General features: G+C 63.3%; 18 protein-coding genes. 7 read left to right on the top strand and 11 right to left on the bottom strand.

Features of this window, described 5'->3' with window-relative positions; translation table 11 throughout:
• Positions 1–40: 40 nt before the first annotated feature.
• From ACW5W7_RS00990 to nadK, 7 genes are all read right to left on the bottom strand, one after another.
• The gene (locus ACW5W7_RS00990; RefSeq protein ID WP_456500472.1) at positions 41–1,450 is read right to left on the bottom strand and encodes an efflux transporter outer membrane subunit; all 1,410 of its coding nucleotides are present in this window, start codon (positions 1,448–1,450) and stop codon (positions 41–43) included.
• The gene (locus ACW5W7_RS00985; RefSeq protein ID WP_456500471.1) at positions 1,447–3,429 is read right to left on the bottom strand and encodes a MacB family efflux pump subunit; all 1,983 of its coding nucleotides are present in this window, start codon (positions 3,427–3,429) and stop codon (positions 1,447–1,449) included. The genes ACW5W7_RS00990 and ACW5W7_RS00985 overlap by 4 nt, the downstream gene beginning before the upstream one ends.
• Positions 3,426–4,589 carry an efflux RND transporter periplasmic adaptor subunit gene (locus tag ACW5W7_RS00980; protein ID WP_456500470.1) on the bottom strand — a complete coding sequence of 388 codons (1,164 nt, stop codon included), beginning with the start codon at positions 4,587–4,589 and terminating at the stop codon, positions 3,426–3,428. Before ACW5W7_RS00980 ends, ACW5W7_RS00985 begins: the two co-directional genes overlap by 4 nt.
• Before the next feature lie 245 nt (positions 4,590–4,834).
• Entirely contained in the window at positions 4,835–5,275 is a 441-nt protein-coding gene (locus ACW5W7_RS00975; protein ID WP_349918715.1) for a universal stress protein, read from the bottom strand.
• Between the two features lie 249 nt (positions 5,276–5,524).
• The gene (locus ACW5W7_RS00970; protein WP_456500469.1) at positions 5,525–6,418 is read right to left on the bottom strand and encodes a DHHA2 domain-containing protein; all 894 of its coding nucleotides are present in this window, start codon (positions 6,416–6,418) and stop codon (positions 5,525–5,527) included.
• Positions 6,419–6,701: 283 nt separating this feature from the next.
• Positions 6,702–8,366 (bottom strand): DNA repair protein RecN, encoded by a 1,665-nt coding sequence (gene recN / locus ACW5W7_RS00965; RefSeq protein ID WP_456500468.1) that lies wholly within the window; start codon positions 8,364–8,366, stop codon positions 6,702–6,704.
• Between the two features lie 112 nt (positions 8,367–8,478).
• Positions 8,479–9,363 (bottom strand): NAD(+) kinase, encoded by an 885-nt coding sequence (nadK, locus tag ACW5W7_RS00960; RefSeq protein WP_349918711.1) that lies wholly within the window; start codon positions 9,361–9,363, stop codon positions 8,479–8,481.
• Between the two features lie 245 nt (positions 9,364–9,608).
• On the opposite strand from nadK, the gene grpE reads away from it, so the two are divergent.
• From grpE to dnaJ, 3 genes are all read left to right on the top strand, one after another.
• A complete protein-coding gene (gene grpE, locus ACW5W7_RS00955; RefSeq protein ID WP_349918709.1) occupies positions 9,609–10,184 on the top strand; it encodes a nucleotide exchange factor GrpE in 576 nt (191 codons plus the stop codon).
• Between the two features lie 303 nt (positions 10,185–10,487).
• Positions 10,488–12,413, top strand: coding sequence for a molecular chaperone DnaK (gene dnaK, locus ACW5W7_RS00950; protein ID WP_349918707.1), 1,926 nt, complete (start codon positions 10,488–10,490; stop codon positions 12,411–12,413).
• Between the two features lie 112 nt (positions 12,414–12,525).
• Positions 12,526–13,662, top strand: coding sequence for a molecular chaperone DnaJ (gene dnaJ, locus ACW5W7_RS00945; protein ID WP_349918706.1), 1,137 nt, complete (start codon positions 12,526–12,528; stop codon positions 13,660–13,662).
• Positions 13,663–13,741: 79 nt separating this feature from the next.
• Here the strand turns inward: dnaJ and ACW5W7_RS00940 are convergent, their stop codons facing one another.
• Both ACW5W7_RS00940 and ACW5W7_RS00935 read right to left on the bottom strand, forming a co-directional pair.
• Positions 13,742–14,470, bottom strand: a complete 729-nt coding sequence (locus ACW5W7_RS00940) for an MgtC/SapB family protein (RefSeq protein WP_456500467.1) — start codon at positions 14,468–14,470, stop codon at positions 13,742–13,744.
• 222 nt (positions 14,471–14,692) lie between these two features.
• Positions 14,693–15,064, bottom strand: a complete 372-nt coding sequence (locus tag ACW5W7_RS00935; RefSeq protein WP_456500466.1) for a hypothetical protein — start codon at positions 15,062–15,064, stop codon at positions 14,693–14,695.
• Between the two features lie 505 nt (positions 15,065–15,569).
• Between ACW5W7_RS00935 and ACW5W7_RS00930 the strand changes: the two genes are divergently transcribed.
• The 4 genes from ACW5W7_RS00930 to ACW5W7_RS00915 all read left to right on the top strand — a co-directional run bounded on the left by ACW5W7_RS00930 (position 15,570) and on the right by ACW5W7_RS00915 (position 19,460).
• Positions 15,570–15,983, top strand: coding sequence for a YeeE/YedE family protein (locus ACW5W7_RS00930; protein ID WP_456500465.1), 414 nt, complete (start codon positions 15,570–15,572; stop codon positions 15,981–15,983).
• A 10-nt stretch (positions 15,984–15,993) separates the two neighbouring features.
• Positions 15,994–16,413 (top strand): DUF6691 family protein, encoded by a 420-nt coding sequence (locus tag ACW5W7_RS00925; protein ID WP_456500464.1) that lies wholly within the window; start codon positions 15,994–15,996, stop codon positions 16,411–16,413.
• Positions 16,414–16,497: 84 nt separating this feature from the next.
• A complete protein-coding gene (locus ACW5W7_RS00920; protein WP_456500463.1) occupies positions 16,498–17,514 on the top strand; it encodes a lipoate--protein ligase A in 1,017 nt (338 codons plus the stop codon).
• A gap of 251 nt (positions 17,515–17,765) precedes the next feature.
• Positions 17,766–19,460: a pyridoxal phosphate-dependent decarboxylase family protein gene (locus ACW5W7_RS00915; protein ID WP_456500462.1), complete on the top strand. Its 1,695-nt coding sequence runs from the start codon at positions 17,766–17,768 to the stop codon at positions 19,458–19,460.
• A gap of 74 nt (positions 19,461–19,534) precedes the next feature.
• Here ACW5W7_RS00915 and ACW5W7_RS00910 read toward each other — a convergent pair whose 3' ends face one another.
• Both ACW5W7_RS00910 and ACW5W7_RS00905 read right to left on the bottom strand, forming a co-directional pair.
• Complete coding sequence (locus ACW5W7_RS00910) at positions 19,535–19,882, bottom strand: copper-binding protein (RefSeq protein ID WP_456500461.1); 348 nt, start codon at positions 19,880–19,882, stop codon at positions 19,535–19,537.
• A gap of 44 nt (positions 19,883–19,926) precedes the next feature.
• Complete coding sequence (locus ACW5W7_RS00905) at positions 19,927–23,052, bottom strand: efflux RND transporter permease subunit (protein ID WP_456500460.1); 3,126 nt, start codon at positions 23,050–23,052, stop codon at positions 19,927–19,929.
• Positions 23,053–23,103: the final 51 nt, after the last annotated feature.

Below are 23,103 nucleotides of genomic sequence, written 5' to 3'. Positions count from 1 at the left end.
CCCCCTCTCTTCGTGGTTGTCATGAGATGCAATGAGCGCGTTATCCCCGGTCACTCCCCCCCAGGGCGCGGTAGATCCCGGCCATGGTATTGAGCTGGGTCTGCTGTTGGGCGAGCAGGCTAAGTTGCGCATCCCACAGGCGATTCTGCTCATCCAACCAGGGTTGCACTCCGGTGGCGCCAGCCTGGAAGCGAGCCTGCGCCAGTCGCTCGGCCTCTTTCGCATATCCCAGCTGTTGCTCCAGATAGCGCAATCGTTGCTCCCCCTGGCGGCGTGCCGCCAGGCCGTCCTCCACCTCCAGCAGGGCGGTGTAGAGCTGCTTGCGAAACTCGGTCTCGGCTATCTGGTAATCGATGTCGGAGCTCGCAATGCTGAGCCGGGTCTTGTTGTATTCGAGGAAGGGCAGGGCCAGGGTCGCCCCCAGGGAGCCGACCGGGTTGCTCAGCACCTGGGTCAGGGTGTCCGAGGTGCTGCTGGCTCCGCCGGTGAGGCTCAGGGTGGGATAGAAGCCGGTGCGGATCTCATCCCCCTTGGCCAGGGTTTTGCGCAGCCTGAGCTCGGCGGCCCGCACATCGGGGCGCCTGGCCAGCACATCCGCCGGGATCCCGACCGCCAGGGTCGGGATGGGATGCACGGCAAGCTCGCCGGGGGCAAACTCCAGCGGGCCATAACTGCGTCCGAGCAGCAGACGCAGGGCGTTGCCGGCCTGCTCCCGCTGCTGGACGAGGGCCGCGAGCTCGGCCTGCTTGCCCGCCTTTTGCTGGCTGGCCTGTACCATGTCGAGACGGGTAATGGCCCCCGCCTCATACTTGGCCCGGGTCAGCCGCTCGGCCCGCTCAACGTTGAGCAACTGGCGCTCCCCCAGCGTGATGGCCGAGCCGAGGTAGGCCAGTTGCCAATACTGCTCCAGGGTCTTGCCGATGAGCAGCAGACGAGTGGCAGCCAGATCCTGTTCGCTCGCCTCGGCCTCCCACTGCGCCTGATCCCGTACCGCGGCGAGCCGGCCCCAGAGATCCACCTCGTAGCTCAGGTTGAGGGTGGGACCCAGATTGCCGTCGGACTTGCCCGTCCCCAGGTTCTTGTTGCCGTTGGCCCCGATGCTGGCGTTGACCGAAGGGGTAAGATTGGTATCGGCCAGATCGGCGCTGAGCAGGGCACTCTTGAGGCGCAGCCCGGCCACCTGCATGTCAGGGTTGGCGGCGAGCACCGCCGCCACCAGCTGGTCGAGGGCGGGATCATCAAAGCCTTGCCACCAGGGACCGGCCTGCTGCTGGTTGAGCCCCTGGTTGGTTTGCTGCCAGCTTGGCGCCACGGCCAATTCCGGTCTGTGATAGGTACTCTGCTGGCTGCAGGCACTCAGGGCCAGCGTGACGGCGAGTGCGAGCAGGGGTCTCGGGAAACGGTTGTCGCCCTGTTTTGCCAAGAGGCGGGATAAGTGGTGCATCATCATTCTCTTGCCAGTGCCTCGACCGGATCGAGCCGGGCCGCGTTGCGGGCAGGCAGGTAACCAAACAGGATCCCGATGAGCGAGGAGCAGCCAAAGGCCATCAGGATGGAGAAGAGGGAGAAGGACATCTGGAAGCTCGCCACCAGCAGCGAGAAGAGGAAGCCGATGAGCAGTGCCAGGCCGATCCCGAGCAGACCTCCCAGCAGGCTGACCATCACGGCTTCAATCAGGAACTGCTGCAGGATGTCGGACTGACGGGCTCCCACCGCGATGCGGATCCCTATCTCCCGGGTGCGTTCCACCACCGAGACCAGCATGATGTTCATGACTCCGACGCCACCGACGATGAGTGAAATCACCGCGATGGCGGAGACCAGCAGGGTCATGGTGGCCGTGGTCTTCTCCACTGACTTGATGATGCTGTCGCTGCTGAAGGTGAAGAAGTCCTTCACCCCGTGGCGCTGGGTCAGCAGGGCCACGGCCGCCTGTTCCGCCAGGGCGGGCTGGATCCCGTCCTTGACCCGGATGGTGAGCTGGCTGAAGTGGTTCTGGGAGATGAGGCGGCTCATCACGGCGCTGTAGGGTAGCCAGATGTTGACCGACTGGCTGCTGGGGCCAAAGCCGGTCTCCTGCGCCACCACGCCGATGATCCGCACCGGCAGGGTGCCGACCAGTACCACCTTGCCGACGGGATCTTCCTTGCCGAGCAGACTCTCTATGGTCTTGCCATCCACCACGGCGACTGCCGTCCGGCGCTGGATATCCTGCTCGCTGAGCAGACGCCCCTGGGTCAGGGTCATCCCCTTGACCCGGAAGAAGTCGCTGCCGACCCCCACCACGCTGCCGCTGCTGGTCTTGTTGCGATACCTGAGCTGACCCGAGGTGGCGATCTGGGGGCTGGCCCCCTCCAGATAGGGCTGGCCGAGCAGGCTCCTGAGATCCCCCTCGTTCAGGGTCTGGATGCTGGCCGCCTTCTCGTCTCCCCAATCCTTGCCGGGGAAGATGTCGATGGTGTTGGTGCCCATGGCATTGATGTCATTGATCACCTTGGCGCGGGCCCCCTGGCCGAGGGCGACCACGCTGACCACGGCGGCGATGCCGATGATGATGCCGAGCATGGTGAGGAAGGTGCGCATGCGGTGGGCCAGCATGGCATGCAGGGCCATGCGTCCCGCCTCCCGATACCGATCCCAGCCCCGGGGGAGCAGGCCGCTGCGGGCAGGATGAGCGGGGGCCTGGGGTGGCTGTGCCTTGGGCTCGCTCGCAGGAGAAGGGGTGGCCCCATCGATGTCGCTCTGATTGACGCTGTCTTCCACCACCCGGCCATCGCGCAGGGTGATGATGCGATCGGCGTGGTTGGCCACCGCCATGTCGTGGGTCACCAGTATGATGGTGTGGCCCTGGGCGTGCAGCTCCTTCAGGATGGCCATCACCTCCTTGCCGCTGTGGCTGTCGAGGGCACCGGTGGGTTCATCGGCCAGGATCACCTCGCCGCCGTTGGCCAGGGCCCGGGCGATACTGACCCGCTGCTGCTGGCCGCCGGAGAGCTGCCCCGGCCTGTGGTGGCTGCGATCCTTGAGGCCTAGGCGCGTCAGCAGGGCATGGGCACGGGCCTGGCGCTCGGGGCGGGGCGTGCCGGCGTAGACCGCCGGGATCTCCACGTTGGCGGCCGCATCCAGATGGGGCAGCAGGTGATAACGCTGGAAGATGAAACCGAAGTGGTGGCAACGCAGGCGGGCCAGGGCCAGGGCATCCATGCGGGCCGTGTCCTGCCCGTGAAACAGATACTGGCCACCGCTCGGATGATCGAGGCAACCCAGCAGGTTCATCAGGGTGGACTTGCCGGAGCCGGAGGCGCCGACGATGGCGACCATCTCCCCGGCCTGGATGCAGAGATCCAGCGGGTGCAGCACGGTCACCTCCTGCTCCCCGCTCTGGTAGCGCTTCTCGATGCCCCTGAGCTGGATCAGCGGCTCGCTCACAGCATGCCCTCCGGCTCATGGTGCTGGACGGGCTGACCTTGCTCCAGGGTCACCTTGTCCTGCTCATCGAGGCCGCTGATGACCTCGATCTTGATGTCATCCTTCATGCCGGTCTTGATGCGGCGGGTTTCCCGTTGCTCATCGCTTTTGAGCAGGGTCACTTCGTATTCGTTGTCGCCGAGTTTCTTGCCAAGGGCGGTCTGGGGGATGGCCAGCACCTGCTTGCGCTCTCCGAGCACTATGGTGACCTGGGTGGTCATGGCGACCCGCAGCTGGTGATTGGGGTTGGGCACGTCGAACAGGGCATAGTAGTAGATGGCGGCATTGCTGGTGGTGCTGGTGGTCGTGGTCTGATCGTTGATGTTGGTGGGGGCCAGCTCGACAGTGCGCAGAGTGGCGGGATAGCGGGTATCCGGGTCGCCTATCAGGGTGAAATAGACCGGCATGCCGGCCCTGACCTTGGTGACGTCGGCCTCGGAGATCTGGGCCTTGACGGTCATGGTGTCGAGATTGGCGAGCTTGAGCAGGGTCGGTACCGTCTGGCTGGCGGCCAGGGTCTGGCCCTGCCGGGTCACGATGGAGATGACGGTGCCATCCATGGGGGCCTGAATGCGGTTGTAGCCGAGTTCTGTCTTGGTGCGATCCACCTTGATGACGGCATTGTCGATGTCGGCCTGGGCGCTTTGCAACTCGGCACGGGTGACGGCGAGCTGGGCCTCGGCACTCTCGAGATCGGCCCGGGAGCTCGCCTCCTGACGGAACATCTGCTGCTGACGACGCCAGGCCAGTTCATTTTGCTTGAGCTGAGCCTGCTTGATCTTGAGCTGGGCACGGCGGCTGGCGAGATCCGCCTCGGCGGTCTTGAGGTTGTTCTGGGCGATGAGGGGATCGATCTCGGCCAGCAGATCTCCCTGCTTGACCTGCTGCCCGGCTTCGACCGCGAGATAAGTGACCTGGCCCGAGACCTGGGCCCCCACATCCACCTGCTCGATGGCCTGCAGTACGCCGCTGGCGAGCACGGTCTGCTCCACGTCCTGGCGGGTGACGGTGGCGGTCAGGACGGGATCCGATTTCTTGCCGGGCCAGGCGAGCCAGACGATGAGGGCCAGCGGGACGAGCACGAGCAGGGCAAACCTGCCCTGTCTGGGGAATTTTTTCATTTGTCTACCTGAACGGAAATCTGCCAAGGCGCGCAGGGGCCCTATGCTGCAGCAAATGGGGCTTAAAAAACAGCGAACAATGTGTAAGTAATTATGTAGATAACATCATCATTACTGGGTGGTCGGGTGTCATCACGGCGAGGGATCCCGCCCATGGGGCGCAGGTACGATGGGCGAGCAGGCAAGAGTGGAGCAGGAGGCTCCTGCCTGGAGGAAGGACCCGCATGATAGCGGGTCCGGGTCTGTCAGCCGACGGCCTTGAGGGGTTCTGCATAGGGCTCGTGGCAGATCTGGATATCGACGGGCAGCTTGTAGAGCAGCAACCGTGCCAGCGAGCCTTCCATCCAGTGGTGGCGACTGCCGACCAGCAACAGGCTGTTGGGTTCTGACGAAAGCCAGTGCTTGAGTGCAGAGACCACATCATCGACCACCAGACACTGGTAATCCACCGGGTGGTGCAACTGGGTGATGAGCTGGCTGATGACGGCCTTGGCATCCAGAGTGCCCTGGGCGCTGCGCTCCTCCTGGGACAGTGACAGGCTCTGCTGGCGAATCTTGCTGCTGTGAGTCAGGTGCAGCAGGGTCAGTTTGCAGCCCATGGCCTGTGCCAGGTGGCTCGCCTTGGTCAGCGTCTCCTGCTCGTAATCCTTGCCTTCCAGCAACAGCACTATATTGGTCGGGCTCATAAGCAGTTCTCCTCGGCAGGTGCGGACAGGTGGCGCCAGCCTTGGCTGTCCACAAAATGTCAGAACAAACGAACCCGGTGCGCGGCGACTGAGTCACGAATTGTCGATGATGGCAGTGGGCTCCGGCTCCATTTACATCATCATAACAGATTGAGTTGAATGGAAAATGAAGGAAATGTTGCAAGAATTGACAAGGACCTGTTAACCAAGTTGAGGCCCTCGCACCTGGCGAGGGCCTGAGGGGTCATATCAAGCGGGTTGCTGGGTGAAGTAACGGGTCAACCAGGGCAGCCCTTCCTTCTTGCGGCTGACGGCGCCAGCCAGATGCACAGGCTCGCCGGGCAAGATCCCCTGGCTTGCGAAGAAGAGCTGGCTCTCTCCCTTGGCGAGATCCGTCAGCATCAGCACATACCCATCCAGCTTGTCTTTCATCAGTCGCGCTGTCATGGCCTGCTGCAGTTCATCGGAGCGGTTTATGATCTCGGCCGGGTTCATCACACAGATCTGGCTCACCATGAGGGCATGTCCCCCTATCTGATAGGCTTTCTCGTCGGCGACCAGGGCCTCGGACAGGGGGGTATCCCCCAACTGGGTACGGCGCTCGAGCAGGGTCTGGGCAAAGGGAGCCAGTTCCAGCTGGGCGATGGGCAGCAGGCGTTCGACTGCCAGCCTGTCCTGCACCGTGGTCGTGGGGGAGGTGAAGTTGAAGGTATCGCTGACGATGGCCCCCAGCAGCAACCTGGCCTGAGGGCGGGAGAGGCCTTCATGGCCCATCAGTTCGAGCAGCACGGTGGCGCTGCAACCGACGGCTCTCACCCAGGCATCGAGGGGGCCTCGGGTGATCAGGGTGCCGATGCGGTGGTGGTCGATGAGCCCCTGCACATCCGCATCGGCCAGCCCTTCCGGTCCCTGCTCCAGCTCGCTGAAATCCACCAGAAATACCGGTGTGTCGGCCACGCTGCCCGTCAACACGGGAGGCGCCTCCACTCCGGCGGTTTCCAGAATGAAGCGGGTCTCGGCGATGGGGGCTCCCAGGGCAAAGGCTCGGGCAGGGCGACCCTGGCTGTTGAGCCAGTCGGCGGTGACCAGGGCGGTGCAGATGCTGTCGCTGTCGGGATTCTTGTGACCAAAGACCTGGATCATGGGGCGGTTTCCTGATTGAGAGGGGGGGGGTTGGCAGAGATCATGTTGCCGAGACCGACCAGAGGGAAGGATAGAGGGAGTTTACACTGGGTTGCCGCTTGGGCGTCATCACTTAGGGGGATCTGTCGGTACGGGGAGGGGTTATAGATAGAAGAATTGCATCAATTTAGTGGATTTAAATGCTTGAATGGTATGGTTATTTAGTTGTATGTGCTGGCTCGGTGGTTATTTCATCTTGATTGTTCCAAGGAGAGGAAGGGGGTTGCCCCTTCCCCTCCTTGCGCTATGAGGCGAGCAGCTCGCGGGCGTTGGCCAGAGTGTTGTCAGTGATCTGATCCCCTCCGAGCAGCCGGGCCAGCTCGTTGAGCCGTGCCCCGGGGTTGAGTGCCTGCATCTGGGTCTCCGTGGTCTTGCCGTCGGTGTGCTTGCTCACCACCATGTGCTGGTGCCCCTTGCCTGCCACCTGGGGCAGGTGGGTGACCACCATCACCTGGGTGGACTCGCCGAGCTGACGCAAGAGGCGCCCGACCACGGCAGCGGTCGGGCCGCTGATCCCCACATCCACTTCATCGAAGATGAGGGTCGGGGTCGAGATCTTGCGGGCGCTGATCACCACGATGGCCAGGCTGATGCGCGACAATTCGCCACCGGAGGCGACTTTGCCAAGGGGCTGGATGGGTTGCCCCGGGTTGGTGGTGACCATGAATTCCACCCGATCGATGCCAAGTGGCGACAGGCTGCTCTGGGCATCGGGGCGCACCTCTATGGTGAAGCGGCCATCGGGCATGGCCAGTTCGTGCATGCTGGCACTCACCTTGGTGCTCAGCTCCTCGGCATAACGCTGGCGGCTCTGGCTCAGTACCTCTGCCGCCTGTACGAAGGCCTGGCGAGTTCGCAGCAATTCGTCCTCCATGCCTTCCAGCCGCTCCTCATCGGAGTTGAGGCGGGCGAGATCTCCCGCCAGCTCCTGGTGGTGCTGGGCGAGCTCGGCCGGTTTGACGTGGTGCTTGCGGGCCAGGTTGATGGCACGAGAGAGGCGGGCCTCCAGCTCGTTGAAGCGCTCGGGATCGAGTTCCAGTCGATCCAGGTAGCTGCGCAGCTCGCTGTGGCTCTCCTGCACGCCGATCAGGGCCTCATTGAGCATGCCGAGCACGTTGCCGAGACGACTGTCCATGGCCACCAGGGTTTCGGTCCTGTCCACCGCGAGCTGAAGCAGACCGGCGATGGTGGTCTCCTCGTTGTCATAGAGCAGATCCAGGCAGGCTCCGCACTCCTGCATCAGCTCGGTGCCGTTGGCCAGACGCTGGTGCTCCTCCTCGATGGCTTCGAATTCCCCCGGTTGCAAGGCGAATTCGTCCAGCTCCTGCACCTGGTATTCGATGAGCTGGCGGCGGGCCTCTCGCTGCTGCTGCTCGGCCTTGAGGCGGTTCAGTTCATTTTGCAGCTGACGCCACTGCTGGTAATGGTGGCGCACGTCGTCCAGCAGCAGGTGGTGGCCGGCGTAACCGTCCAGCAGGGCGAGTTGATAGTCGGGTTTGAGCAGCAACTGATGAGCATGTTGACCGTGGACGTTGACCAGGATCTGACCCAGGCTCTTGAGCTGCACCAGGGGTACCGGAACCCCGTTGATGTAACTGCGGGATCGCCCCTCGGCGGAGAGCACTCGCCGCACGATGCACTCTCCCTCGTTTTCCAGCTCGTTGGCGACGAGCCAGGCCCGAGCGGCAGGATTGCCGTCCAGCAGGAAGCGCGCACTGACCTCGGTCTTGTCACTGTCAGGTCGCACCATGCTGGCTTCGGCCCGCTCCCCAAGGCAAAGCCCGAGTGCATCGATGGCGATGGACTTGCCCGCCCCGGTTTCCCCGGTGATGCAGGTCATGCCGGCTTGCAGGTCGAGTTCGAGAAACTTGACGATGGCGAAGTTGGTGATGGTCAGTTGGGTCAGCATGGTCTCATCCTGTGTGGGCCAACATTACTGTGTATGCATCCAGTATATACTGGTTTTGCATACAGTAAAGTGTCGGCCCGCAGCAGGATGCAAAAGGGGCGTGTCAGGGATGTCAGAACAGCTTGCTGCCCCAGCCGAGCTTGTTGCGCAGCACATGGAAGTAGCTGTAATCCAGCGGATGCACCAGGTGCAGCTTGTGGTTGCTCTTCTTGATGAGGATCTCGTCTCCCGGGTGCACCGCCAGGGTCACCTGGCCGTCGCAGCTCACCTGCATGGCGTCATCCTGGTTGTCGGGGGAGACCAGCAATCGTACCTCGCTGTCCGCGTCCAGCACGATGGGGCGGCTGCTCAGGGTGTGGGGGAACATGGGCACCAGCGTGATGGCGTTCAGCTTGGGGGTGAGGATGGCGCCCCCCGCCGAGAGGGAGTAGGCGGTGGAGCCGGTGGGGGTGGCGACTATGATGCCGTCCGAGCGCTGGCTGTACATGAAGCTGCCATCGATATAGACCTCGAACTCGATCATGTGGGCAATCTTGCCGGGGTGGAGTACCGCCTCATTGACCGCCAGATTGCTGGACTTGCGCTCCCCGTGGCGATAGACGGCGGCTTCGAGCAGGAAGCGATGCTCGCTCTTGAAGTGGCCGGAGAGCACCTGCTCGAGCGGCAGCAGATAATCCTGAGGGGAGAGATCGGTGAGGAAGCCAAGGTTGCCCCGGTTGACCCCGATCACCGCCACATCGAAGCGGGACAACACCCGGGCCGCCCCCAGCATGTTGCCATCCCCGCCGACGACGATGGCGAGATCCGCCTGCTCGCCGAGCTGCACCAGATCCAGCACGCTCTCTCCCTGGATCCCCAGCGTCTGGGCGACCCGGCTCTCGAGCAGCACCCGAAAGCCGCGGGTACTCAGATATTGATAGAGGCCCTTGAGGGTCTGGTTGGCGCCTTCATGATGGGGTTTGCCGATGAGGGCGATGGTTTTGAACGGAGAATCCATAGGTTATCGGGTCTGGGCCAAGTATTGAGGGGAGTATACCTCGCTTTGGTGGGGATTTGTCTGCCTCCATGCGGACTGGGTTGATCCCACCCTGAACGGCGGTGAAAGAGTGGGCAAAGCGGCCTCATCCTCCATGTTCTGGCCTTTTCCCCTTGAAAGCGGGGGCTGCGTCCCCATAATAGCGCCATTGATCGCAGCCAGGCTGCCCTGATTTGTTTGAAGTCACCCTGAATATTGGAGATGTCATGAACCACGAAGAGCAAAAGGTTGAAGCGATGGAGCAAGTGGATGCCCAGCCAGTCGAGCCGACCGATGTAGACAGTGAAGTGACAGCCGAGCAGGCCCGCATCGCCGAGCTTGAGGCGCAACTGGAAGCGGCCCAGCAGGCGGCTGCCGATGAGCGTGAGCGCGCCGTGCGTGCCGTCGCCGAGATGGAAAACCTGCGTCGCCGCGCGGCCCAGGACGTAGAGAAGGCGCACAAGTTCGCGCTGGAGAAATTTGCCGGCGAACTGCTGCCCGTGCTGGACAACCTGGAGCGTGCCATCGAGCTCGCCGACAAGGAAAACGAAGCCCTCAAGCCGATGATCGAAGGGGTTGAGCTGACCCTGAAATCCATGCAGGGCGGGGTCGCCAAGTTCGGCCTGGTGGCGTTGGATCCCCAGAACCAGCCGTTCGACCCCAATGCCCATCAGGCGATGAGCATGATCGAAAACGCAGAACTGGCGCCGAATACCGTCATCGCCGTGATGCAGAAGGGCTACGAGCTGAACGGTCGCGTGATCCGTCCGGCCATGGTGATGGTCTCCAAGGCTCCGGCCTGAGACGCGTCCCCCCCTTGAGCCCGCCGCTCGGCGGGCTTTTTGTTGCCCGATGCCGCGCCTGTGTCCGGGCTCGGGTTAAATCGGCACAGTTGATACAGTTTTTTCAAGCCGGGGCTTGAAGCGCGAAGTTGCGACCCCATATAGGTGACAAGGCCACGGCGGCATCCTCGATGGACCCCATTCAAGGGGCGACAAAATGTGATGCCGGGAGCTTGAAAGCCACAGTGGCAGGCCCCACCTAGCCGTTAACGTATTAAGGCGAGCCCCTCGCCAGTTTATTCAAAGTATTTGGAGATTCGTCAAATGGGTAAAATCATCGGTATTGACCTGGGTACTACCAACTCCTGTGTCGCTATTCTGGATGGCGATAATGCTCGCGTGATCGAGAACGCGGAAGGCGACCGTACTACTCCGTCCATCATTGCCTATGCCGATGACGGCGAAATCCTGGTTGGTCAGCCGGCGAAACGTCAGGCCATCACCAACCCGAAGAACACGCTGTTCGCCATCAAGCGTCTGATCGGCCGTCGTTTCGAAGACGACGAAGTGCAGCGCGATCTGGAGATCATGCCGTACGCCATCGCCAAGGCTGACAACGGTGACGCCTGGGTTGAAGTGAAAGGCAAGAAGATGGCACCGCCGCAGATCTCTGCCGAAGTGCTGAAAAAGATGAAGAAGACCGCCGAGGATTACCTGGGCGAGCCGGTGACCGAAGCGGTCATCACAGTGCCGGCCTATTTCAACGACGCCCAGCGTCAGGCTACCAAGGATGCCGGTCGCATCGCGGGTCTGGACGTCAAGCGCATCATCAACGAACCGACCGCCGCGGCTTTCGCCTACGGCGTGAACAAGGTCAAGGGTGAGCGCAAGGTCGCCGTATACGACCTGGGTGGTGGTACCTTCGATATCTCCATCATCGAGATCGACGAAGTGGAAGGTGAAACCACCTTCGAAGTGCTGGCAACCAACGGTAACACCCACCTGGGTGGTGAAGACTTCGACAACCGCGTCATCAACTACCTGGTTGATGAGTTCAAGCGTGAGCAGGGCATCGACCTGCGCAAGGACCAACTGGCCCTGCAGCGTCTGAAAGACGCCGCCGAGAAGGCGAAGATCGAGCTCTCTTCCGCTCAGCAGACCGACGTGAACCTGCCGTACATCACCGCAGATGCCACCGGTCCGAAGCACATGAACATCAAGGTGACCCGCGCCAAGCTGGAATCCCTGGTGGAAGACATGGTCAAGGATTCCCTGGAGCCGGTCCGTGTCGCCCTGAAGGACTCCGGCCTGTCCGTGTCTGAAGTGGACGACGTCATCCTGGTGGGCGGTCAGACCCGTATGCCGCTGGTTCAGAAGACCGTTGCCGACTTCTTCGGCAAAGAGCCGCGTAAAGACGTCAACCCGGACGAAGCCGTGGCCATGGGCGCCGCCATCCAGGGTGCCGTACTGTCCGGTGACAAGACAGACGTACTGCTGCTGGACGTGACTCCGCTCTCCCTGGGTATCGAAACCATGGGCAGCGTGATGACCGCGCTGATTGAGAAGAACACCACCATCCCGACCAAGAAGTCCCAGGTGTTCTCCACCGCCGAAGACAACCAGTCTGCCGTGACCATTCACGTGCTGCAGGGTGAGCGCAAGCGCGCCAGCGACAACAAGTCCCTGGGCCAGTTCAACCTGGAAGGCATCCGCCCGGCACCGCGCGGTCTGCCGCAGATTGAAGTGACCTTCGACATCGACGCCAACGGCATCCTGCACGTCTCCGCCAAAGACAAGGAGACCAACAAGGAGCAGAAGATCACCATCCAGGCCTCCTCCGGTCTGTCTGATGACGAGATCGAACGCATGGTGCGCGAAGCCGAAGCCAACGCGGCCGAGGACAAGAAGTTCGAAGAGCTGGTGCAGACCCGCAACCAGGCTGACGGTCTGGTCCACTCCGTGCGCAAGCAGGTCACCGAAGCCGGTGAAGCTCTGCCTGCGGACGACAAGACCAAGATCGAGACCGCCCTGTCCGAGCTGGAAAGCGCCATCAAGGGTGACGACAAGGCCGCCATCGAAGCCAAGCAACAGGCTCTGATGGAGGCGTCCCAGAAGCTGATGGAGATTGCCCAGCAGCAAGCCCAGGCGCAAGGCGCCGCCGGTGCTGACGCCGGTCAGGCTTCTTCTGCCAAGGCTGACGACGACGTGGTCGACGCCGAGTTCGAAGAAGTGAAAGACGACAAGAAATAAGCCACACCCAGTCGGGCGAAGCCACTTCGCCCGACGGCTTGGTCGATGAATTTACGGGCGTTGGGTGACCAACGCCCGTCTGCGTAACTGCTGATATAGCAACAGGATGAGTATGTCGAAGCGCGATTTCTATGAAGTGCTCGGGGTGGCAAAAGGTGCCGACGAGCGCGAGATCAAGAAGGCGTACAAGCGTCTGGCGATGAAGTATCACCCCGATCGCAACCAGGGTGATGCGGCCGCCGAAGAGAAGTTCAAAGAGGTCAAGGAAGCCTACGAGGTCCTGACCGACGAGAACCTGCGTGCCCGCTACGACCAGTACGGTCATGCCGGTGTGGATCAGAGCCAGGGTGGCGGTCACGGCGGCTTCGGCGGCGGTGCCGATTTCGGTGACATCTTCGGCGATGTGTTTGGCGACATCTTCGGTGGTCGTGGTGGTGGCCGTCGTGGCCCGGCCCGTGGCTCCGACCTTCGCTACAACATGGAGCTGACACTGGAAGAGGCGGTGCGCGGGGTCTCCAAGGAGATCAAGATCCCGACCCAGGTCCACTGCGAGGTCTGCAACGGCTCCGGTGCCCACACCGGCAGCACGGCCCAGACCTGCCCGACCTGCCACGGTGCCGGTCAGGTACAGATGCGTCAGGGCTTCTTCGCGGTGCAGCAGGCCTGCCCGCACTGTCACGGCCGTGGCAAGATCATCAAGGATCCCTGCCGCAAGTGTCATGGGGAAGGTCGCTACCAGAAGACCAAGACCCTGTCGGTCAAGATCCCGGCGGGTGTCGACACCGGCGATCGCATCCGTCTCTCCGGCGAAGGGGAAGCGGGGGAAGCCGGTGCATCGGCCGGGGATCTCTACGTACAGGTCCACGTCAAGGAGCACGAGATCTTCGTGCGCGATGGCAACGATCTCTACTGCGAAGTGCCCATCAGCTTCACCACCGCGGCCCTTGGCGGCGAGATCGAAGTGCCGACCCTGGATGGCCGGGTGAAGCTCAAGGTGACCGCCGAGACCCAGACCGGCAAGCTGTTCCGTCTGCGGGGCAAGGGCGTCAAGTCCGTGCGCTCCGGCCAGGTTGGCGATCTGATGTGCAAGGTGGTCATCGAGACCCCGGTCAAGCTGACCGACACCCAGAAAGATCTGCTGCGTCAGCTGGACGAGTCGTTCAGCGGTGCCGCCGCCAAGACCCACAAGCCCAAATCGGAAGGCTTCTTCGAAGGGGTGAAACGCTTCTTCGACGACCTGACCAAGTGATTCTCTTGTGATGCAAGAAAGCCGGCCCAGTGCCGGCTTTCTTTTTGCCTGTTTCGGGTGATAGCCCCCCTTGGGAGCTTCAATCCGTGGTGCTGGTGCGCCAGAACACCTGCTTGATGCGGGGATGCTGACCCAGGGTCTTCATCAGGGCATCCAGCTCGTCGCCATCGATGGAGGTGGCGAGCAGCACGGCGGAGATCTCCAGATCCTGCTCCCCGAACGGCTCGATATCGAGCTCGCTCAGGGGGTAGTTGGCCTGCTCCAGCTGTTGCTCCAGCCAGGGCAGCACCTCTTTCTGGTGAGTGCGACGGATGAGGGCGGTGACGCGATAGGTCAGTTCGGTATCCTCGTTGTCCACCGGGTGGCGGTTGATCTGGTTGACCAGGGGGCGCAGCAGGGTATTGGCGGCCAGCACGAAGAGGGCGCCGAGCACGGCCTCCATGGCAAAACCGGCGCCAGAGGCGGCCCCCACGGCGGCGACCCCCCAGAGGGTGGCGGCGGTGTTGATGCCGCGAATGTTGCCCGATTCCCGCATGATGACACCGGCGCCGAGGAAACCGATGCCGGAGACGATATAGGCCACCACGTGGACCACCCCGTAGCTGCCCCCGTGCAGGTCATAGATGCGCTGGGCCAGATTGACGAACAGGGCGGCCCCCACGGCCACCAGGACGTTGGTGCGAAGACCGGCGGTGCGCTGGCGATATTGGCGCTCCAGCCCCACCAGACTGCCCAGCACGAAGGCCAGCAGCAGGCTGGCCAGGGTGTCGGTCAGGGCCAGCAGATCAAATTGTTGCCACATTCTCATGGCGTACTCCTCTTGATGACGACGGCCTGCGAGAAGGCAGCTTGAATCGCTGCCATACGCAAAATGAAAGATGAACCCGTGCGTGAAAGGCCGTCATGGTAGATGAATATGTTGCACGGAGGGCGATGGCCAGCATCCCGGATGGCTGGCCCCGGGTAATGAGCAAGCCCCGGCATTGCGGGGCTTGCGGGGCGACTGTGCCCCCTGGTTCCCGAGTCGGGATCAGGGGCCGGGGCGCAGTTCCCAGCGTACCGGGTGGCTGAGGCCGACCTGATGGACGAATTGCACCAGGTAGCGGCGCTGGGGCAGGGTGCAGTCGAGGTTGAGCACCAGCTCCCGTCTTTCCCCGGGCCCCGGTCGCAGCGATGGCACCGGATGCAGCCCCGCCGGTTGCAGGGTGTGGGCCACCAGTTCCAGTACCGGGAGCATGTCGGCCCGGCCCTGGCAGCGGATCCGCAGCCGGTAGTGCTGGGATTTGGGTTTTGCCAGCCTGCGTGACAGGGCAGCGAGCCCCAGCTTGTCGAGCAGGGTGTGAGCGCGGCGCACGGCAGTGCGGGCGGGCATTGAAGCAAAACGGGTTGAAACAAAACGCATAGCAGCCTCCTTGTGGGAAGCAGAAACTATGCAGGCAAGGTGTCCGGTGCTTGCAGCCGGTCACTTGACGTCAAGTGTAAAAGGAGAAAGGGAGGAGATGCTCGCCTCTCGCGGGGTGCGAGGCGCGGCAGAACGATTGCTGCGGCTAGCTCGCGACCTGGCTGCCGACGCCCATGGCCGGCTTGCTACAGTCACTTGATGAGTTGCCCACTGATGGTCTCCGCTGTGAATGAACGGCAAGATGGTACAGATCCGGGCCGCCAAGGTAAAGGATGGGGGCGGCGCAGCAACATCTGGAAACACCTTTCCGGTGCCTGTCGTTGTTGGTGCCAACTCCCGGCCGGGCAGAGAGCCGGGCCTCGATGGTGGCCGTAAATTAGATGTTGCTAATGTTGGGTGCGGCGATAGAATGGCTTTTATTAGCGATATCTAATTAAACGGCAGGGCCCGCTTCGCCAGCGTTGCGAGCAGAGCGCGTCCCCATTTCCCCAGGCAGGAGAGTCCCATGTTTGAAAGCCAGTGGTTGTTTGCCCTCGGGGGCGGCATGTTGATCGGTGTGTCCGCCCTGCTGCTGATGCTGGTCAACGGCCGGGTGGCCGGGATCAGCGGCATACTGGCGGGGGCCCTGCAGGAGCGGGGAGGCTGGCGCTGGCTGTTCCTGCTGGGGCTGGCCGGTGGTGCCCTGCCGGCCTTCGCCCTCGGCTGGGCCAGCCTGCCGACCCTGGCGGTGCTGCCCCCCTGGCCCTGGGTCGCCCTGGCGGGTCTGCTGGTGGGGGTAGGCACCCGTCTTGGCAACGGCTGCACCAGCGGCCACGGCATCTGCGGGGTGGGGCGACTGTCGCGCCGCTCCCTGGTCGCCACCCTCGTCTTCATGGCGACCGCGGTACTCACCGTGTTTGTCAGCCGCCACCTGCTGTGAGGAAGTCACCATGGAACGTTTGACGAGCCTGCTCTGCGGCCTGCTGTTCGGGCTGGGTCTTGCCCTCTCCGGCATGGTGGATCCCGCGAGAGTGCTGGGTTTTCTCGATCTCGCCGGAGCCTGGGATCCCAGTCTGGCCTTCGTGATGGGGGGCGCCTTGCTGGTGTTCATGCCGGGGTACTTCCTGTTGATACGGCCCCGTCGCCAGAGCCTGTCGGGGGCTCCCATCGCCGATGTGCCCGCACCGACCCTGGATGGCCGCCTGCTCGGGGGTGCCGCCCTCTTTGGCATCGGCTGGGGCATGGCAGGCATCTGCCCGGGGCCGGCCCTGGCGCTGGTCACCGCTGGCCAGCCCCTGATCGGGCTCTTCGTCATCGCCATGGTGGTGGTGGGGCTGCTGGTGGACAGGGGCTGGCAACGGGCTCCTTGATCCCGGTATTCCCGAGTGGGCAGGGCCCATCTTCCGGCCCGAGGTGGTAGTATCGGGCTCCCATACTCCGAACAAGGCTTGCCCATGCTCCCTCTGCGCCTGCTCATCTCCGACTCCCACGATCCCCTGTTCAACCTGGCGGTGGAGGAGTGCATCTTCCGCCAGATGGATCCGCGCCAGCGGGTGCTCTTCCTGTGGCGCAACGCCAATACGGTGGTCATAGGCCGTGCCCAGAATCCCTGGAAGGAGTGCAACACCCGCCGCATGGAGGAGGACGGGGTGACCCTGGCCCGGCGCAGCAGCGGCGGCGGCGCCGTGTTCCATGATCTTGGCAACAGCTGTTTCACCTTCATGGCGGGCAAGCCCGGCTATGATAAGAGCATCTCCACCGCCATCGTGCTGGATGCCCTGAAGCGGCTGGGGGTGGAGGCCTTCGCCTCCGGTCGCAACGATCTGCTGGTGGCGACCCCGGACGGGGATCGCAAGGTATCGGGGTCGGCCTATCGGGAGACCCATGATCGCGGCTTTCACCACGGCACCCTGCTGCTGGACGCCGATCTCAGCCGCCTCGCCAACTACCTGAACCCGGATCCGAAGAAGCTCGCGGCCAAGGGCATCACCTCGGTGCGCAGCCGGGTCGCCAACCTGAGCGAACTGCTGCCGGGAGTCGATCATGAGCGGGTGAGTGAGGCCCTCCTTGAAGCCTTCTTCGCCTATTACGGCGAGCGGGTTAAACCCGAGCATATCTCCCCCGAGCGGCTGCCGGACCTGCCGGGCTTTGCCGAGACCTTCGCCCGCCAGCGCAGTTGGGAGTGGAACTTCGGCCATGCGCCATCTTTCAGCCATCAGCTGGACGAGCGCTTCGGCTGGGGCGGGGTGGAGTTGCACTTCGATGTGGAGAAGGGGGTCATCGGCCGGGTGCAGATCTTCAGCGACAGCCTGGATCCCGCGCCCCTGGATGCCCTGGCCGAGCGGTTGCCCGGCATCGCCTATCGGCCCGAGGCCATCGGCGCTTTGCTCAGCGAGCTGCAGCGGGCGTTTCCTGGGCAGACGGCCGAGCTGGCCGAACTTCAGGGCTGGCTGGTGTCGGCGCTGCGCTAAATCGGGCTGGCGCCAGGTGCTGAACCCAGGGCTGCATCAGGCCTGCCGGGTTACCCGCTCCAGCGCGGCATCACGGCGGGTGAGAGCGGGATCACGAAACGGTCACGGGCCGGAGACGCCCCCTTGCAGCCAGCCCTTGCCCTGACTGGGGCATGATAAAAAGTAGGGCAGGCCATTAGTTATTGTCGCTGTTTCAAATGCAGCCCTGCGGGTATAACCGGACCCATCGTTGCAGTCCAAATGGTATCAACATGAGTGACCTGGTTTACCTGAAAGATGACGGCGTCAACGCCGTCTCCCCCGCCTTCGCCGCCCGCTTCGCCACCGTCAAGGCTCACTACTTCTCCCGCAATCCCGAGCTCTGGCCGGTGTTTCGCGAGCCCGGTTTCGCCACCCTCAACGAGTTTCGCGCCCGCGGCCTGGCACCCGATGCGCGGCTGAACGCCTGGCCGGACGGCCACGCCCGCCTCGCGGATCTCTGCGAGACCATGCCGGTGCCGCAAGCCATGCGCGCGCCGGGCGAGCCCATGACCGAGCTGCTGTTTGCCGGCGCCCTCTCCAAAGACTGGGAGAACCCCGCCAGCGTGGAGAACGTCATCACCATGTCGGCGGATCCCGCCATCTATGGCGCCCAGATGGGCATCCTCGCAAACCCCAACCTGGTCTATTCCGAGTACGCCGGGGTGGCCGAAGAGCTCGAGAAAAAGGTGGTGCGCCAGATAGCCCTGCTGGCGGGCTACGATCCCGAGCGCGCCACCGGCATCTTCACCCAGGGGGGGACCTTCTGTAACCTCTACGGCTACCTGCTCGGCATCCGCAAGAGCCTGCCCGAGGCCAAGCACAAGGGGCTTGGCCACTATCAGGACTACCGCATCATCAACTCCCAGGGCGGCCACTACTCCAACATCACCAACCTCTCCCTGCTCGGGGTGGACATCGAGAACAAGACCATCCGCATCCAGGTCGGCGAGAACAACGACATCGATCTGGTGGATCTCGAGCGCACCCTGACCGCCTGCTTTGCCCTCAAACACGTGGTACCCACCATCATGCTCACCATGGGCACCACCGACACCTTCGGGGTGGATCAGGTCAAACCCGTGGTGGAGCTGCGGGATCGCCTGTGCGAGCGCTTCGAGGTGGCGGTCAAGCCCCACATCCACGTGGATGCCGCCATCGGCTGGTCGATGATCTTCTTCCTGGATTACGACTTTGCCGCCAACCCGCTTGCCATCAACGCCGCCACCCTGGCGGGGATTGAGCGCAACGTGGCGCGCTTCGCCGAACTCAAATACGCCGACTCCTTCACCGTCGACTTCCAGAAGTGGGGCTATGTGCCCTACACCTCCAGCCTGGTGATGATCAAGGAGCAGGATGACCTCAAGGCGATGGAGAACGATCCGGAGAACTTCTCCTATTTCGAGCGGGACATCCAGGGTCAGACCCACCTGCAGTCCACCATCGAGTGTTCCCGCGGCGCGAGCGGCCTGTTCGGCGCCTATGCGGCCCTCAACTACATGGGGGTGGAGGGCTATCGCACCGTGCTGGCCCACTGTCTGCAGAACGCGAACTACTTCCGCTTCCGTCTGAGCCAGCTCGGCAACGTCAAGCTGGTGGCCCAGGAGAACCAGGGGCCGAGCGTGGGCTTCAAGATCTACAACCCGGAGTGGGTGCAGGATCCGGAGGCCGAGTTCGCCTTCGAGCTGGCCCGCAGCACGGATGCGGCCTACAAGGCACGGCTGCAACGCAACACCGACTATCACCGCAACCTGTTCAAGCATCGCGGCAAGGTGGGACTCTACACCAACTGGGTGGAGGCGGTGGCCCACTCCGAGTATGACGAGCGGGGCAAGTACTCCTATATCGCGGGGGAAAAAGCGGTCTTCATGAACCCGGCCTGCAGCCGGGAGCAGATCGATGCCTTCATCGAGCATATTCGCGGCTGATATCACCACATCTTGTGATGTCAGAAAGAAAAACGGCGGGATAATCCCGCCGTTTTTATTGCTCTGGGCAGCCGTTACTGCTGCTGCATCATGGTCACCGTCAGCTTGCCGGCCGGATTGGCGGCATGGAAGTTCACCGCATCCCCGGCCTTGAACCCCTCCAGCAGGGCGGGATCCGCCACCCGGAACACCATGGTCATGGGGGGCATCTTGAGGTTGGTGATGGCCTCGTGCTTGATCCCCACCTTGCCGTTCTCGCTGTCGATGCGGGTGATGACCCCCCGGGTCATGGTCATGTCCCCCATCTCCTTGTCCGCCATCTGGGACATGTCGTGCCCCTCGTGGTTCATGGTCATCTCGGCCTGGGCCTGAAGGGAGGCGAAACCGAGCAGGAGGGTCAGGGTCAATGTTTTGATATTCATGATGTTTTCCTTGTCATTCAATGGGTCTGGATAGTGAGTTCGGATCATTGGGCATCGCTTTGTGCCCGTTCCACGGCGCGGCGTCGCCACAGATAGAAGGCCGCAGGCAGGACCAGCAGGGTGAGCACCAGGGCCGTCACCATGCCGCCGATCATGGGGGCGGCGATGCGCTGCATCACCTCGGAGCCGGTACCCTGGCTCCACATGATGGGCAACAGGCCGGCGATGATGGTCACCACCGTCATCATCTTGGGTCGCAGGCGCAGGGCGGCCCCCTGGATGACGGCGTCGTGCAGGCCCTGCAGGGTGGGCTTGCCGCGGGCGACGAGATCGTCCCAGGCGTGGTTGAGGTAGACCAGCATCAGCACGCCGGTTTCCACCGCCACCCCGGCCAGGGCGATAAAGCCGACCCCCACCGCCACCGAGAGGTTGAAGTCCAGCAGCCAGACGGTCCAGATCCCCCCGACCACGGCGAGCGGCAAGGTGATGAGGATGAGCAGCACCTCCTGGAAGCGGCGAAACGCGAGATAGAGCAGCAGCACTATGATGGCGAGGGTCAGGGGCACCACGTAGGCCAGACGCGCCTTGGCCCGCTCCATGTACTCATACTGCCCGGACCAGGTGAGGGCGTAACCCGCCGGCAGCACCAGTTGTTTTTCCACCTCGGCCCTGGCTTCGCCCACGAAGGAGCCGATGTCCCTGTCCCGGATATCCACGTAGACCCAGCCGTTCAGGCGGGCGTTTTCGCTCCTGAGCATGGGGGCTTCGTCGCTGATATAGACCCGGGCCACGTCCGCCAGGGCGATGCGCTCTCCTTTGGGGGTGACCAGGGGCAGCAGTTCCAGGCTCGCCACCGAGTCGCGATAGCTCTGGGGATAACGCAGGTTGATGGGATAGCGCTCGCGCCCCTCTATGGTCTGGCCCACGTCCATGCCCCCCACCGCGGTGGCGAGTACCGCCTGCACCTCGGCGATGTTGAGGCCATAGCGAGCCGCTTTCAGACGGTCGATATCCACCTTGACGTAGCGCCCGCCCGCCACCCGCTCGGCGTAGACGGACGAGGCGCCCTCGACCTTGCCGACGATTTGCTCAAGCTGCTGGCCAATCTCCTGAATGATCTTGAGGTCGGGGCCCGCAATCTTGATCCCCACCGGGGTCTTGATGCCGGTGGCCAGCATGTCGATGCGGGTCTTGATGGGGGGAACCCAGGCGTTGGTGAGGCCGGGGAAGCGGATGAGGGAGTCGAGCTCTTCTTTCAGCTTCTCCGGGGTCATGCCGGGGCGCCACTGATCCCGGGGCTTGAGCTGGATGCTGGTCTCCATCATCACCAGATCGGCGGGATCGGTGGCGGAGTCGGCGCGGCCCGCCTTGCCGAACACATTCGCCACCTCGGGCACGGTACGAATGAGCTTGTCGGTCTGCTGCAGGATCTCCCGCGCCTTGCCCACCGAGATGTTGGCCGCCGTGGTGGGCATGTACATGATGTCCCCCTCATCGAACGGCGGTATGAACTCGGAGCCCAGATAGTGCAGCGGCCAGAAGCCCACCACCGTCACCACCAACGCCGTGACGAGGGTGGTCCTGGGGCGTGCCAGCACGGCATTGAGCAGCGGAATATAGCCATTGCTCAGGCCCCGGTTCAGCGGGTTGGCCTGCTCGGGCAAGACCCTGCCGCGGATGAAGTAGCCCATGATGACTGGCACGAGCGTGATGGAGAGCCCGGCCGCCGCCGCCATGGCGTAGGTCTTGGTGTAGGCGAGCGGGTGGAACATGCGTCCTTCCTGGGCCTCCAGGGCGAACACCGGCAGGAAGCTCATGGTGATGATGAGCAGGGAGAAGAAGATGGCGGGACCCACCTCTATGCTCGCCTCCACGATGATGCGCCAACGGTTCTTGTCGGTGAGCTGCTCCCGCTCCATGTGCTTGTGGACGTTCTCTATCATCACGATGGCCCCGTCCACCATGGCACCGATGGCGATGGCGATGCCGCCAAGGGACATGATGTTGGCGTTGATCCCCTGCAGGTGCATGACGATGAAGGCCACCAGGATGGCGATGGGCAAGGAGATGACCACCACCAGGGAGGAGCGCAGGTGGAACAGGAAGGCAAGACACACCAGCACCACCACGGCGAACTCCTCGATGAGCTTGCCGGAGAGGTTGTCGATGGCGCGGGCGATGAGATCCGAGCGGTCATAGACGGTGACCACTTCCACCCCGTCCGGCAGGCTGGACTTGAGCTGGGCGAGGCGGGCCTTGACCCCGTCTATGGTGTGCTGGGCATTCTCCCCGTAACGCATGACGATGATGCCGCCCACCACTTCCCCCTCGCCGTTGAGCTCGGCGATGCCACGGCGGCTCTGGGGGCCGGTGATCACCTCCGCCACGTCACCGAGCAGCAGGGGGGCGCCCCGCACGCTGGTGCCGAGGGGGATCTGTTTCAGATCCTCGACGCTCTTCAGATAGCCGTTGGAGCGCACCATGTATTCCGCTTCCGCCATCTCGATGACGGAGGCACCGGTCTCCTGGTTGCCCATCTCGATGGCGGTCTGGATGAGGGAGAGCGGGATGCCGTAGGCGCGCAGCTTGTCCGGATCCACCCGCACCTGATACTGGCGCACCATGCCGCCCACGGTGGCGACCTCGGAGACCCCGTTGACCGTCTGCAGCTCGTACTTCAGAAACCAGTTCTGCAGGGAGGTGAGCTCGCTCAAGTCGTGCTTGCCGGTTTTGTCCACCAGGGCGTACTGGTAGACCCAGCCCACCCCGGTGGCGTCGGGGCCAAGCTGGGGCTGGGCAGAGGCGGGCAGGCTTGGGGCCACCTGGCTCAGGTACTCCAGCACCCGGGCCCGGGCCCAGTAGAGATCGGTGCTGTCGTCAAACAGCACATAGACGAAGGAGTCGCCGAAGAAGGAGTAGCCGCGCACCGTGGTAGCCCCCGGCACCGCCAGCATGGCGGTGGTGAGGGGGTAGGTGACCTGATCTTCCACCACCTGGGGCGCCTGGCCCGGGTAGGAGGTCTTGATGATCACCTGGACGTCGGAGAGATCCGGCAGGGCGTCCACCGGGGTCTGTTTCACCGACCAGAGCCCCCAGGCGGTGATCATGAGGGTCAGCAGCAGCACCAGGAAGCGGTTGCCGACGGACCAGCGAATAATCGATGGGATCATGATGTGGCTCCTCGCTCAGGGCCCGCGGGTGGCTGGGAGGGCTGACCGGTA

The sequence above is a fragment of the Aeromonas intestinalis genome, assembly GCF_054052485.1.
This window is presented reverse-complemented; position numbering and strand designations above follow the sequence as displayed.

What these genes read in the sequence shown, in the direction of transcription:
- ACW5W7_RS00990 (WP_456500472.1), bottom strand. Translation starts at nt 1,450, where the DNA reads ATGATGATGCACCACTTATCCCGCCTCTTGGCAAAACAGGGCGACAAC.
- ACW5W7_RS00980 (WP_456500470.1), bottom strand. Translation starts at nt 4,589, where the DNA reads ATGAAAAAATTCCCCAGACAGGGCAGGTTTGCCCTGCTCGTGCTCGTC.
- ACW5W7_RS00975 (WP_349918715.1), bottom strand. Translation starts at nt 5,275, where the DNA reads ATGAGCCCGACCAATATAGTGCTGTTGCTGGAAGGCAAGGATTACGAG.
- ACW5W7_RS00970 (WP_456500469.1), bottom strand. Translation starts at nt 6,418, where the DNA reads ATGATCCAGGTCTTTGGTCACAAGAATCCCGACAGCGACAGCATCTGC.
- recN (WP_456500468.1), bottom strand. Translation starts at nt 8,366, where the DNA reads ATGCTGACCCAACTGACCATCACCAACTTCGCCATCGTCAAGTTTCTC.
- nadK (WP_349918711.1), bottom strand. Translation starts at nt 9,363, where the DNA reads ATGGATTCTCCGTTCAAAACCATCGCCCTCATCGGCAAACCCCATCAT.
- grpE (WP_349918709.1), top strand. Translation starts at nt 9,609, where the DNA reads ATGAACCACGAAGAGCAAAAGGTTGAAGCGATGGAGCAAGTGGATGCC.
- dnaK (WP_349918707.1), top strand. Translation starts at nt 10,488, where the DNA reads ATGGGTAAAATCATCGGTATTGACCTGGGTACTACCAACTCCTGTGTC.
- dnaJ (WP_349918706.1), top strand. Translation starts at nt 12,526, where the DNA reads ATGTCGAAGCGCGATTTCTATGAAGTGCTCGGGGTGGCAAAAGGTGCC.
- ACW5W7_RS00940 (WP_456500467.1), bottom strand. Translation starts at nt 14,470, where the DNA reads ATGAGAATGTGGCAACAATTTGATCTGCTGGCCCTGACCGACACCCTG.
- ACW5W7_RS00935 (WP_456500466.1), bottom strand. Translation starts at nt 15,064, where the DNA reads ATGCGTTTTGTTTCAACCCGTTTTGCTTCAATGCCCGCCCGCACTGCC.
- ACW5W7_RS00930 (WP_456500465.1), top strand. Translation starts at nt 15,570, where the DNA reads ATGTTTGAAAGCCAGTGGTTGTTTGCCCTCGGGGGCGGCATGTTGATC.
- ACW5W7_RS00925 (WP_456500464.1), top strand. Translation starts at nt 15,994, where the DNA reads ATGGAACGTTTGACGAGCCTGCTCTGCGGCCTGCTGTTCGGGCTGGGT.
- ACW5W7_RS00920 (WP_456500463.1), top strand. Translation starts at nt 16,498, where the DNA reads ATGCTCCCTCTGCGCCTGCTCATCTCCGACTCCCACGATCCCCTGTTC.
- ACW5W7_RS00915 (WP_456500462.1), top strand. Translation starts at nt 17,766, where the DNA reads ATGAGTGACCTGGTTTACCTGAAAGATGACGGCGTCAACGCCGTCTCC.
- ACW5W7_RS00910 (WP_456500461.1), bottom strand. Translation starts at nt 19,882, where the DNA reads ATGAATATCAAAACATTGACCCTGACCCTCCTGCTCGGTTTCGCCTCC.
- ACW5W7_RS00905 (WP_456500460.1), bottom strand. Translation starts at nt 23,052, where the DNA reads ATGATCCCATCGATTATTCGCTGGTCCGTCGGCAACCGCTTCCTGGTG.